Source organism: Streptomyces sp. NPDC048290 (assembly GCF_040652095.1).
In the GTDB taxonomy this organism is placed as follows: Bacteria; Actinomycetota; Actinomycetes; order Streptomycetales; family Streptomycetaceae; genus Streptomyces.
Genome location: NZ_JBEZLM010000017.1, coordinates 15,945 through 29,036 on the forward strand (window position 1 = coordinate 15,945; position 13,092 = coordinate 29,036).

10 protein-coding genes are annotated in these 13,092 nt (G+C 70.6%); all 10 read left to right on the top strand.

The window, feature by feature from the left end:
- Window positions 1-400: 400 nt before the first annotated feature.
- The 10 genes from AB0D49_RS26715 (at window position 401) to AB0D49_RS26760 (ending at window position 13,080) form a co-directional block, all read left to right on the top strand.
- Window positions 401-745: a hypothetical protein gene (locus AB0D49_RS26715; protein WP_362761830.1), complete on the top strand. Its 345-nt coding sequence runs from the start codon at window positions 401-403 to the stop codon at window positions 743-745.
- A 57-nt stretch (window positions 746-802) separates the two neighbouring features.
- Window positions 803-1,105, top strand: a complete 303-nt coding sequence (locus AB0D49_RS26720) for a WXG100 family type VII secretion target (protein WP_362761832.1) — start codon at window positions 803-805, stop codon at window positions 1,103-1,105.
- Window positions 1,106-1,235: 130 nt separating this feature from the next.
- Complete coding sequence (locus tag AB0D49_RS26725; RefSeq protein WP_362761834.1) at window positions 1,236-1,661, top strand: type VII secretion system-associated protein; 426 nt, start codon at window positions 1,236-1,238, stop codon at window positions 1,659-1,661.
- 54 nt (window positions 1,662-1,715) lie between these two features.
- A complete protein-coding gene (locus tag AB0D49_RS26730) occupies window positions 1,716-5,234 on the top strand; it encodes an AAWKG family protein (protein ID WP_362761836.1) in 3,519 nt (1,172 codons plus the stop codon).
- Window positions 5,235-5,274: 40 nt separating this feature from the next.
- Window positions 5,275-5,712 (top strand): YbaB/EbfC family nucleoid-associated protein, encoded by a 438-nt coding sequence (locus AB0D49_RS26735; protein WP_362761838.1) that lies wholly within the window; start codon window positions 5,275-5,277, stop codon window positions 5,710-5,712.
- Entirely contained in the window at window positions 5,705-6,046 is a 342-nt protein-coding gene (locus AB0D49_RS26740; protein WP_362761840.1) for a hypothetical protein, read from the top strand. Before AB0D49_RS26735 ends, AB0D49_RS26740 begins: the two co-directional genes overlap by 8 nt.
- A 708-nt stretch (window positions 6,047-6,754) precedes the next feature.
- The gene (locus tag AB0D49_RS26745) at window positions 6,755-10,084 is read left to right on the top strand and encodes a right-handed parallel beta-helix repeat-containing protein (protein ID WP_362761842.1); all 3,330 of its coding nucleotides are present in this window, start codon (window positions 6,755-6,757) and stop codon (window positions 10,082-10,084) included.
- A 175-nt stretch (window positions 10,085-10,259) separates the two neighbouring features.
- Complete coding sequence (locus AB0D49_RS26750) at window positions 10,260-11,060, top strand: hypothetical protein (protein ID WP_362761844.1); 801 nt, start codon at window positions 10,260-10,262, stop codon at window positions 11,058-11,060.
- 145 nt (window positions 11,061-11,205) lie between these two features.
- Entirely contained in the window at window positions 11,206-12,231 is a 1,026-nt protein-coding gene (locus tag AB0D49_RS26755; RefSeq protein WP_362761846.1) for a hypothetical protein, read from the top strand.
- Window positions 12,232-12,393: 162 nt separating this feature from the next.
- On the top strand, window positions 12,394-13,080 hold the full coding sequence (locus tag AB0D49_RS26760) for a TetR/AcrR family transcriptional regulator (protein ID WP_362761848.1): 687 nt from the start codon (window positions 12,394-12,396) through the stop codon (window positions 13,078-13,080).
- The last annotated feature ends 12 nt before the right edge of the window (window positions 13,081-13,092 follow it).

Genomic DNA, 13,092 nt, shown 5'->3' on the forward strand with positions numbered 1-13,092 from the left:
GCACCGTAGGACGGCACCGGGCCCGCGGTGACCGCTGAGGGCCGCCGTCCGCCGCACCCCGGCACCTGCCCGTACATGACACCGTCATGGACGAGTGGGTGCCGGGGTGTGGTGCGTGGGGCCCGGTTCCACCACCGGGGACAGGCTTCCCGTTGGTGCACGCGGCCTGCCCGTGTGGACCCGGCTGGACGGGGCCGATTGCCAGTCGCACGAGCCGAGACCTAGCGTCGCGATAGCGCTTCCCGTGCGCCGCAAGGCACTTCACCTTCGATCCAGCAGGTGCCACTGATCCTTCGAACGCGTCGCCGTTCGCCACAGGACGGTCACGGCGCGAGCCCCTGAGGCCGCCGCTAGGTATCACGCAACCCCTGGAACACCCATCACGATCGGGAGACCCCTTATGGGCACGCCGTTGCAGGCATCTACCACCGAGATCTACCAGGGCGCGATCACCCTGCTGGAGGGCGCCAAGGGCAACCTGTCCAGCAGCCAGGGCCGCGTCCGCGACTCGGCCGCGCAGCTGAGCGTCGACTACAGCGGCCCGGACGGGCGGGCCTTCCAGCAGGTGCTGGAGAAGTGGATGAACGAGGTCGACCAGATCAAGTTCACCTGTGACCGGATGATCGACCAGCTCAGCACCAGCATGTCGACCTCCGGCACCACCCAGGCCGACGCCGAGCAGCTGGTGCAGCGCCAGGGCAACCTGAGCGCCACCGAGCAGGCGTACAACACCCTCACGGGCTGACCGCCGCGCACCACCCCGTCCGCCGTTCCGGAACCAGCCCGTTCGAAGGAGCCACCCGTGCCCGACATCTACATCAATCACACCGGCACCAACAACGCCGTCGAAGACATGGCGATGGAGAACCAGTACATCCGGCAGGTCATCACCGAACTCCAGCAGGCGCTGAACGCCCGCGTCGCGGAGTGGGCCGGTATGGACCGCGAGGTGTACACCACCCAGGTGCAGCCGGCCTGGGAGGCCCAGGTCAGGTCGCTCGCCCAGATCCTGGCCAGCCATGGCGAGGTGCTGGGCAACATCTCGCAGAACTATGTCACCACGGACCGGAGCAACGCCGAGGGCTTCCAGAACATCAGGTTCTGAACCCGCCCCCGGTCCCGCTCGGGCCGGAGCGCGCATCCGGGAACCCCGGCCCTGGCCCGGATGCGCGTCTCCCGCCGTCCACCTCTCCCCCCTTCGCCTCCGTGCCGTACCGCTGTGAAGAAGGATCAGCATGCCGAATCTGACAGAGCTGAACGCCGCGAACCTCCAGGCGTTCATCGACAGTGAGCTGGTGGCGTTCTACAAACGGCTCGTCCAGCTACGCGCACCGGGGCAGACCCCGCCGTCCCTGTTCGATGTGTCCAGCATGCCCAAGCCGCTGGTCCTCGGGCAGATGAACGGTGACTCGGACACCGGTGGCGAGGGCGTGCTCAGCAACGCGGTGACCGCCGCCGGCGCCATCGACAAGGTCCTGAACAAGCACCAGTCGGCGCTGCGGGACCTGGAGCTTGAGCTGCGGGATGTCATCAAGAAGTTCCTCAAGACCCAGGACGACAACCTGGTGAACGTCGAGGCGCAGAAGTTCATGTCCGCCATCGACGACTACGTGGGGCAGATGGACGGCGGCACCGGCGGCAACCAGTCCACCGGTACCTGATCCAGTAGCCGCTGATCCGACGACCCCACCGAGACAAGAGGCGGAGCATCCCTCATGGCCGTGGACAACTGGGAACACATCATCAACCTGATGACTGGGTTCACCCTGGGTGAACGCGGCGACATCATGGGGGCCAAGGGGGACGGCGGGATTCCCTGGCTGGCCGTCGACATCGAGAATCACGGTGGGCTCGCCCTCAGTCCGGCGAACCAGTGGCCCAAGAACGACGGTCAGGGCGTCTGGATCCAGTTCTACGGCCGCCATGGCAACCGAGTGAGCAAGTACGAGGCCAATGTCTCGTTCACGGACACGACAGCCGGCCGGCACTACTGGCAGCGCAGTGCGGACGCGCTGCGGTCCCTGGTGCAGCCGCCGTACAAGACCCTCGGGGTGTCCAGCAACTACGGGGGTTCACCGAGCGTCGACACGGGCGTCGACCTCACCTCCTTCACCACGCTCGCCCAGTCCTTCGACACGGCGGGCGCGTTCTTCAACCAGCACGCCGAGATCCTCAAGCAGTGGTCGGAGAGCCTCGGCGACCAGAACGCGTCCTGGAAGGGCACCGCGGCCGGGGTCTTCTGGAACCTGGTCAACCAGCTGTACGACAAATACGAGAACTTCAAGAGCGAGCTGGCACCGCCCGGCTTCTCCCCGTCGTTCACGTCCGTGTCGACCGGCTACAACGCCCGGACCCTGCACGGCGACTCGCTGCTCCAGGCCGAGCGCGCGCTGCACACGGCGCTGTCGAACATGTACGACCAGTTCATGCGGTTCATCAGCCGCTCCGCCACCCCGATCCCCGTCACCCACCCCGATGGCACCCAGTCGAGCATGAACGTCGACGGTGACACCCGCAATGTGCTGAACCATCTGATGTCCGAGGTCGCCCAATGGGTGCAGACGTACAACACCAGCAACGTCAAGTTCAGCCAGCGTCGCGGTCTGGTGCCTGACGACGGCTTCCAGGACACCACCGTCTGGGGCAACCTCAGGGATCAGAGCACATGGTCGGCGATCGCCGCCGAGGCGCAGTACCGGTGGCGGGTCAATGTCGAGACCAATCTGGACGTTCCGGCCCGTCAGGAGGTCCAGACCCTCCAGGAGACCTGGTCCCGGGTCCTCAACCCGGGCTGGAACACCGCGTTCGCCTTCGACGACACCTCCACCGTCACCCTCACCCAGGCGGTGCAGAACGACAAGCTGGAGTCCGACGCCGCGAACGGCGGCAGCGACAACGAAGCCTTCAATGACGCGATCAACGACCTGGGCAACAAGTTCAACGAGGGTTTGAACAACCTCGGCAACGACCTCGGTGACTTCGGCGACGACATCGGCAACGGCATCAACGACCTGGGGAACAACTTCAGCGAGGGGATGAACAACCTCGGAGACAACTTCGGTGACTTCGGGGACAACCTCAGCGACGGGATGAACGACCTCGGGAGCAGCCTCGGGGACTTCGGGAACGACCTCAGCGGTGGGATGGACGACCTCGGCAACAGCCTCAGCGACGGCGTGAACGACCTCGGGGGCAACCTCGATGACGCGCTGGGCGGCCTGAACGACCCCGCCTCCGGTCTGCCGACCGGGACCGACGCCCTGGGCGACCTGCCCACCGGTACCGATGCCCTCGGCGACCTCCCCACGGGTACGGACGCCCTCGGCGACCTCCCCACCGGCACCGACGCCCTCGGCGACCTGCCCGACCCGAACTCCTTCGCCACCGACAGCACCGGCGGAATGGACCTGAACGGCGACGGCGTCCCGGACACCTCGGGCACCCCGGGCACCGAGATCCCGCTCGGCGACGGCAGCAACGCCCTGGGCGCGCTGCCCGGCGTGATCCCCCCGCTCGCCCCCGGGTCGAACCCCGTCCCCACCGGGGTCAACGGCCTGGGCGACGACCCCTTCACCAACGTGGGCCCGGACGGCAGTGTCTCCACCCTGAACCCCGACGGCAGCCTCACCACCGAGTATCCCGACGGCAGCTCCACCACGGTCAGCCCCAACGGCGAGATCACCACCACCGACCCGGACGGCTCGGTCAGCACCGACCAGCTCGCCCCGGGTCAGTCGCTCCTCAACCCGGACGGCTCGGTCACCAGCATCGACTCCAACGGGGACATCACCACCCAGTTCCCCGACGGCAGCTCACTCACCCACAACGCCGACGGCAGCGTGACCAGCACCGACGCCGACGGCAATGTCACCACCGAGTACCCGGACGGCAGCTCCACCACGGTCTCCCCCGACGGCGAGGTGAGCATCACCGACCCGTCCGGCGCCATCAGCACCGACCAGTTGGCCCCCGGCGAATCGCTGATCAACCCGGACGGCTCGGTCAGCAGCGTCGACGCCGACGGCAACATCACCACCGAGTACCCGGACGGGACCTCGGTGACCCACAACGCCGACGGCAGCATCACCAACACCGACGCCGACGGCAACGAGGTCACCACCATGCCCAACGGTGTGGTGGGGACGACCACCCCCGAGGGGCTGACCCAGCTCACCACGCCCGACGGGACGGTCTCCACCCAGAACCCCGACGGCAGCCTGACCATGGACTTCCCCGACGGCAGCGCCACCACCGTCAATCCGGACGGCACGGTCACCACCACCACCGCGAACGGCTCCGAGGTCACCAGCGAACTGGGCGAGGGCCAGAGCCTGGTCAACCCGGACGGCTCCAGGACGTCGATCACCCCGGACGGCGGCTTCACCACCACCTACCCCGACGGCAGCAGCGTCACGGTCAACCCGGACGGCACGGTCTCCTCCACCCCGCCGACCACCTCAGGACTCGGCACCGGCACCGGCACGAACACCGGCTCCGGTTCGGGGCTCGGCCTGCTCCCGTCGCTCGGCGGCGGCACCAACGGCATCGACATCCCCACCACCGGCTCGGGCGGCGGAGTGGACCTGCCGTCCTACGACCCCGCCGGGCTGACCACGCAGAACGGCGACGGCTCGCTGTCGACCACCTACCCGTCCGGCACCACCTCGATCACCGGCACGGACGGGCTCACCACCACCAACTTCCCGGACGGCAGCTCCACGATCAGCAGCCCCGACGGCGAACTGCAAGCGGTGCCCAGCCCCGAGACCGCGGCGCTCGGCTCGTCGGTCGCCCAGCCCCTCGGGTCCTCCGTCCCCTCCGTCCCGCCCTCCGGCGGCACGGGCGACGAAGCGGGCTTCTCCGCCCTGGGCGGCCTGATGTCTCCCATGATGATGATGATGGGCATGGCCCGGATGGCCAACCAGGGCGGCCAGGGCCAGGGCCAGAACGAACGCACCCGCGAGACCTACCTCGACAACGACGCCGACGGCGCCTTCCTCGCCGCGAACGGCTACCAGCAGCGGCCCGAGCCGGCCCAGGTCCCGGAGGCCTTCGAGGAGGAGGACCAGGACCCCGACGAGGTGCCCAGCCGCACCCCCACCACCGGGCAGGGCGGAATGCCCGGCGAGAGCGGCGGGGGCTGGCGCCCGGAGACCCAGGACTCCGGCTGGGACGAGGAGGACGACGTCTGGGGCACCGGTGAAGAGGGCCTGCCCGCCTCCATCGGCCGCTGACCGCCCGGCCCTCCGCACCGCACAGAAAGGCAGGACCAGCATGAACGAGTCATTGCGTCAGCAGATCGACCAGGCCATGGCCGAGTTCGAGAAGCAGCGCGAGGTCATCGTCAAGGCGCGGGACGAGATCGCGTCGATCTCCGTGACGGCCCGTTCCAAGGACCGGGTCGTGGAGGTCACCCTCGGCGCCGACGGCAAGCCGACCGGCCTGCGCTTCATCGGTACCAAGCACCAGTCCATGTCCGGCAAGGAACTCGCCAACACCATCATGGAGACCATGAGCCGGGCCCATCAGGAGCTGTCCAGCCGGGTCTACTCCCGGTTCGGCGAGCTGACCCCGACGACCGGCGCCCAGGTGTCCACCGACGGCCCCGACGCCCTGGACCGGCTGGAGGGCTTCGGCCTGGAGGAACTGCTCAAGCCCCTGAAGGCGCCGGGCGGCCCGCTCAGCCCGGAGTGGGGTGAGCGTCGTGCCTGACAACAACACCTTCGAGGCGTCCACGTACGGCATGAAGCAGGGGACGCGGATCACCGACCAGATCGCGTCCCTCGCCGACAAGATCCTCACGGCGTACTCGAAGTCGGAACAGTTCCCGCGCAACCCCACCTTCGGCGACGCCGACGACGACACCGTCATCGCCACGCTGGAGAAGTACGTGCCCTTCCGCAATTCCATCGCGGAGGGACTGGAAGGCACGGTGGGCGCCATTCTCAAGTCCGGCGATCTGACGTACAGCGCGGCCAACAACTTCGAGGACCAGCAGGACCAGAACACCTCCGACATCGTCAACAGCAGCCGCCCCAGGCCATAGCGGCAACTGACAGCCCCATGGCCTCGGACTCACTCAGTGGTCTGTTTCCCGCGTTGACGGGTTCGGAGATGCCGGATGCCGATCCGGCGCTGATGCGCGCGCGTCTGGTAGCGCCTCAGCGTGGGCTCGAGTCGCGGTCGGGTGAGTTGCGGGGGCATGCCGGGCCGGACGCGTGGGCCGGGAAGTTCGGGGTCGCCGTACGATCCGCGTCCGCCCGTGGTGCGGGCGCCGGAGCCGGCGCCGGATGCGCGCGGAGTTCGGCGGCACCGCGCGCGTCCGCCCCGGCGAGGACGGCGTCGTCCCGTCCCCCGACCCGTACTCGGCGGCGGACCTGGCCGTGCGGAGCGCCGCCCGCGAGGACGGGACAGTCACTGGTACCGACGCCCGCCGTCCCCTGGTGCTCGGCGAGTGCGTGATCGTACCGGCGGCTGTACACGGACATCACGGCGCTGGTCGCCCACCGGATGGCCAGGTCCTTCGACACCTACGTCCGACCGGCTCGCGGACCGACTCCGCACCCGGGTCACCCCACCCGGCGCCCAGTCGGCCACCTCCCGGCGGACCCACCACCGGGCCGGTAGTTCGCACAAGACCCGACAACGAGGGTTGAGCGGCGGCCCCACGCCGTATCCTGCACAACAACCCATATGACAACCCGACCATCTCGGAACCCACCGACGCAGCACCAGAATTGAGGAGGACGGGCCCGTGGCACGCCAGCTTCTGACCGTAGGCCAGGACGGCGCGGGCGAGTTCCGGACGATCGGAGACGCGCTGAACCGGGCCCAGTCCGGTGCGGTGATCAGCATCCAGCCCGGGAGTTACGCCGAGGCGCTGACCGTTCGCACCCGGGTGACTCTGGTCGCCGAGGGGCCGCGCGGCTCGGTGCGGATCGAACCCGTGCGGGGCAGCGCGATCACGCTCGCCGCGGACGCCGTGATGCTGACCGATCTGGTGCTGCGGGCGGGCGAGAGCGATCTGCCGGTGGTGGACGCGGTCCGCGGCCAGGTCGCGCTGGACGGCTGCGAGGTGATCGGCGCGGGCTGGGCGGCCGTGCTGAGCCGGGGCACCGGCTCGCTGGCGATGCGCAACTGCCGGGTGACCAACCCGGTCGGGGCGGGCATCGTGGAGACCGGCCCGACCGGCTCCATCGTCGAGGACTGCCTGGTGGAGCATCTGGGCACCTCGGCGGTGGTGATCGGGGAGCAGGGCCGGGCCACCCTGCGCGGCTGCACCCTGCGGGACGCGCGTGGCAACGGGCTGCTGGCCAACGGCACCTCGCGCGGTGCGGTGGAGGACTGCGAGATCTCCGGGACGGACAAGCCGGCCATCGCCCTGGAGGGCGGTACGTCGGTGTCGGTGACCCGGACCGAGGTGCACGGCGGGTCGGTGGGCGCCTACCTCGCCTCGTCCAGCCGGGTCGTGCTCCAGGACGTGCGGGTCAGCAAGACCACCGGGCACGGCTTCGTGGTGGCCGGCGGCAGCGACCCCCAGCTGCGCACCTGCGGCACGGCCCGCACCGGGGGCGGCGGTCTGGTCGTCACCGAGCGCTCCCGGGGCACCTACACGGACTGCGAGTTCACCGGGGCGACCCAGGCCGGGGTCCATGTGGACGAGTCCAGCGCGCCGACGCTGACCGGGGCGCGGGTCGCGGACTGCACCGGCATCGGGGTGCAGTTGGTCAATGAGTCGGCGGCGGAGTTCGACCGGCTGACGGTGGCCGACACGGGCGGCATCGGGGTGTCGATCCGCTCCGGCGCCAACCCGCTGCTGCGCCGCGCCCTGATCACCGGCAGCAAGGGCCCCGGCATCCAGGTCGCCGAGGACGGCCGGGGCCGTGTCGAGGACTGCACGATCGAGTCGGCCACGGGTCATGGCGTACGGATCGAGGGGCACGGCAACCCGCAGATCGGCAACTCGGTGGTGCGGGGCGCGGGCAAGTCGGGGGTGTCGGTGGGCCCGCGCGGACTCGGCCAGCTCCGGGACAGCGAGGTGTCCGGCGCGGCCGAGTGCGGGGTGAGTGTGGAGGACGGCGGTGAGGTGACCCTCGTCCGGCTGCGGATCTCCGCGTCCGGGCGGCACGGGGTGCTGGTCGCGGGCGGCGGCCGGGCCACCCTGACCGGCTGTGAGACCACCGCGAACGGCGCGGACGGCATCCGGATCGACAGTGCCGAGCAGGTGTCGGTGACCGGCTGCGCCAGCCAGGACAACAAGGGCGCGGGGCTGCGCGCGGGCAAGCCGGGACCCCGTCTGACGGTGTCCGACCTGACCAGCTCGGGCAATCACGCCCCGGACGCCTGGCCCGGCGCCGACCCGGCCGAGCAGACCCTGGCGCCCGGCGCCACCGGCGAGGAGGGCGCTCCGGCCGAGCCGCAGGGCCCGTTCGCCGAACTGGACGCCCTGGTGGGTCTCGCCGGGGTGAAGCACCAGGTCAGCACGTTGGTCAATCTGGCCCGGCTGTCGCAGCGCCGGGCCCAGCTGGGCATCCCGGCGCCGCCGATGAGCCGTCATCTGGTGTTCGCGGGCCCGCCCGGCACCGGCAAGACGACGGTGGCCCGGCTCTACGGCAGCATCCTCGCCGACCTCGGCATGTTGTCGTCCGGCCATATCGTGGAGGTGTCCCGCTCGGACCTGGTCGCCCAGGTCATCGGCGGTACGGCGATCAAGACCACGGAGGTCTTCGAACGGGCCCTGGGCGGGGTGCTGTTCGTCGACGAGGCGTACACCCTGCTGTCGGACAGCAAGGGCTCGGGCGCGGACTTCGGCCGGGAGGCCATCGACACCCTGGTGAAGCTGGTGGAGGACCACCGGGACGAGGTCGTGGTGATCGTGGCGGGCTACTCCCGGGAGATGCAGGACTTCCTGGCCGCCAACCCGGGGCTCGCCTCCCGTTTCACCCGGACCATCGAGTTCACCAACTACGCGGTGGACGAGCTGGTCACCATCACCGAGAACATGTGTGCCGCGCACAGCTATGTCCTCGATCCGCTGGCCGTGCAGGCGCTGCATGTGCACTTCACGGCGATGCCCCGGGACGCCACGTTCGGCAACGGGCGGGCGGCGCGGCGGGTGTTCGAGGAGATGGTGGACCGGCAGTCGTTCCGGCTGGCGTCGGTGCCGGACCCGGGCGAGGCGGATCTGCTGCTGATCCTGCCCGAGGACGTGGGCGAGGAGGAGGCGGCGGAGGTGCGCGGCGACGGCCGGTCGGGGCCGGGCGACTCGGATGTGCTGGCCCGGCTGGGCGGGATGATCGGTCTCGGCTCGGTCAAGCGGGAGGTGCGGGGCATCCTGGATCTGCTGACCACCACCCGGCAGCGGCAGGCGGTGGGGCTGCCCACCCCGAAGGTCAGTCACCATCTGGTCTTCTCCGGCCCGCCCGGCACCGGCAAGACCACGGTGGCCCGGCTGTACGCGGATCTGCTGCGCTCCTTCGGCATCCTCCAGCGCGGTCAGCTGATCGAGGTGGCCCGCGCGGACCTGGTGGGCCGGTACATCGGGCACACCGCGCAGCTCACCACGGAGGCGTTCGAGCGGGCCAGGGGCGGGGTGCTGTTCATCGACGAGGCGTACGCGCTGACCCCGGAGCACTCCCCGCAGGACTTCGGCCGGGAGGCCGTGGACACGCTGCTGAAGCTGATGGAGGACCACCGGGACGAGACGATCGTGATCGTGGCGGGCTATCCGGCGGAGATGGGCCGTTTCCTGGAGTCCAACCCGGGTCTGGCGTCCCGGTTCACCCGTCATGTGGCGTTCGAGGACTACAGCACGGACGAACTGGTCGCCATCGTGGAGGAGATGACGTCCGGCGCGGGCTACAAGTGCGCCCCGGACACCCTGGAGAGCCTGCGCGCCCATCTGGCGGCGATCCCGCGCACCCGGTCCTTCGGCAACGCGCGTCTCGCCCGGCAGCTGGTGGAGACGATGATGACCCGCCAGGCGGGCCGTCTGGGCTCGGTCGTCTCCCCCGACCTGGAGGCGCTCACCCTGCTCCTCCCGGAGGACCTCCCGCAGCCCGAGGCGGCCCGCCAGGTGTCGTAGGGCGTGCCGGGCCGTGCCGGGGCGTGCCGGGCGTACGGAAGGGCAGGCCCGGTGCCCGTTCGCACCGGGCGGGCGGCGAACCCGTCGTGGCGGCGGCGTCCGGCTGTCATCGTCGGAGGCGTCCGCCGCCGGGTGCGCGGCCCGTCCGTCGCCCCGTCCTGCACCGGGAGCCGCCATGAAGGTGACCCGTCCCCCGTCCGCCGCCCCCCTCGTCACCGGGGAGCTGTCCCCGCCGCCGGTCCCCGGCGCCCGCACGGGCGGACTGGCCCGGGACCGTATGCGGCTGTGGCGCGCGTACGGCGACCGCTACCGCGCCGCCATGGCCGCCCTGGGTCAGGTCGGGGACGGCGCCACAGACCTCGACGGGCGGGTGGGTGCCCGCGCCGACCTGGCCGCGCTGCGGCTGTATCTCGGCGGTGAGTGGGCCTGGGCCGAACCGGCGCTGCACGAGGGCGGCACGGTCGCCCGTCTGCCGCTCACCCGCTGTGCCGCCGCCGCGCTGCGCAGGCTGCCGCCCTACCGGGGAGCGGCGATCGTCCGCACCCCGGTCCCGGCGTCCCTGGCCAGCCGGTTCATGGACCAGGCCGTGGTGACCGACCCGGGGCTGTGGTGCGCGCTGGTGTCCCGGGCCGACCTGGGGGCCGGTGGACCGGGGTACGCGGTCTGGTCCTCGACCGGGCGGCTTATGGGTGAGGTCGACCCGTACACACCCGATCGGCTGGTGTTCGCTCCCGGCACCCGGTTCAAGGTGCTCGATGTGCGCGGCGGACGGACGCCGTTGGTGCTGCTCCGGGACATGTCACCAAGTGAGCCACTCACTCCCGCCGCCGGGGGTGACTCCCCGGACGAGTGGCTTGACCGGACGGCGGTGGCGCAGTTGCGTACGGCACTGGAACAGTCGTCCGCACCCACGGTCACCCCCTTCCCGGGCCCAAGGGCCCGTCCCCCGGGGCCCCTTGGGGGACCGAGTCAGTGACTGAGCCTTAGCACAGTGCCTTCTTGGGTGACTCATGAACCGGACCCTGATGTCAGTAGGGGCATCGGTTCCGTACTATCGGGTCAATCAGCGTGTCAGGAAGGTTGTGAACACTATGTCCGAACCCACCACGTCCGTGCCTGGGGTGACAACGCAGTACGCCGCCAAGGTAGCCGAGGATCTGGAGCACAACCTCAAGGAGCAGGAGCAGGTCAGTTCCGACATCGCCGCACTTCAGCAGCGGTTGACCGGGCTCCAGGGCGACCAGGTGGTGCTGAACAGCCTCCAGGACGCATTGGGTGTCCCGGCGGAGGAGACCCAAGCCGTGTCCGCGGAGGGTGAGTCAGTCACCCCCGCCGAGGAAGTGACCGAGTCCGCGCCGGCCGAGGCGGCACCGGCGGTGCCCGCCCCGCGCAAGAAGCCCGCCAAGGCCCCGGCGAAGACGGCCGCCAAGTCCACGGCCACCAAGGCGGCCACGGCCAAGCCCGCCGCCAAGTCGGCCACCACCAAGCCGGCCACCAAGCCCGCCGACAAGCCGGCCGACAAGCCGGCCGACAAGGCAGCGGAGAAGACGGCGGAGAAGGCAACGGAGAAGGCAGCAGACAAGGCGGCTGACTCCACCACGGTCAAGACGGCTGACAAGACGGCTGACAAGGCCACTGCCAAGACGGCTGACAAGACGGCGGAGAAGCCCGCCGCCGACGCCAAGGCCAAGAAGCCGGCTGCTGCCGCCACCACCACCGCCGCCGCCGCGAAGAAGGCGGCGCCCGCCAAGAAGGCCGCCCCGGCCAAGAAGACGGCGACGGCGGCCAAGCCCGCCACCGCCACCGCCACGGCCGCCGCCAAGACCGCGAAGGCCGCCAAGAACGGCACCGGGTCACCCGAGGCGGCCAAGGAAGCGGCCAAGGAGGCGGCCACCGACGCGGCGAACGGTCAGCCCACCCTGGTGCAGCTCATCCGCGAGCACCTTTCGGGTCAGCAGGAGCCGCGCTCGGCGGCCGAGATCACCGGTGCGCTCAGCGAGCAGCACCCCGACCGCACGGTGAAGATCACCGTCGTACGGACCACGCTGGAGGGTCTGGTGGCGCGGAGCCAGGCGCAGCGCTCCAAGCAGGGTTCGTCGGTGTTCTACACCGGACCGGCCGGGGACGGGGCGCAGGCACCCGCCTGAGTCCGGTCACGTCCCGGCGCTGTCGGCCCGCCCGGAAGACCTCATCGCCTCGGGGGACGGTCCCCGGGCGGGAGGAGCGGGGCGGGCCGACGAGAAGGCACAGGGACGGCGTACGGGGGCGACGGGGGCCGGTGGCCGACGGCCCGGCGCTAGCATGAGGGCATGACTGACATGTCCCGAGACACCGGATCGACGGACGGCGGTCGTCCGCTGCGGCGGGACGCCGCACTCAACCGGGAGAAGATCCTCCAGGCCGCGCGGGAGATCTTCGGCGAGCGCGGGCTGAAGGTCACCCTGGACGACGTGGCCCGGCACGCGGGCGTCGGGGTCGGCACCGTCTACCGCCGGTTCCCCACCAAGGAAGCCCTGGTGCGGGCCCTGTTCGAGCATGACCTCACACTGCGCCAGGAGGCCGCCGAGAAGGCGCTCGCCCATCCCGACCCCTGGCAGGGGCTGGTGGACTTCCTGCTGCTGATGGCGGGCGACCTCGCGGAGAACCGGGGGCTGCACGAGGTCATCATGATGGGCACCCACAGTTCCGCGCCCATCGAGCGGGCGCGCGGCGGGCTGCGCCCCTTCCTGGCGGAGCTGATCCGCCGGGCGCAGGAGAGCGGTGATCTGCGGCCCGAGGTGACCGCGTCCGACCTCCCGGTCATCGTGCACATGCTGGCCGGGACCACCGCGTTCACCCGGGGGATGCGGCCGGACATCTGGCGCCGCTATCTGGAGATCCTGCTGAACGGGATGCGGCAGCGCCCCGACGACCCGCCCCTGACGACGCCCAGTCTGAGCGACGAGGTGGTGGAGCAGGCGATGGGTTTCCGCAAGCCCAGCGACCGGACCCCCTGACCCTGACCCTGA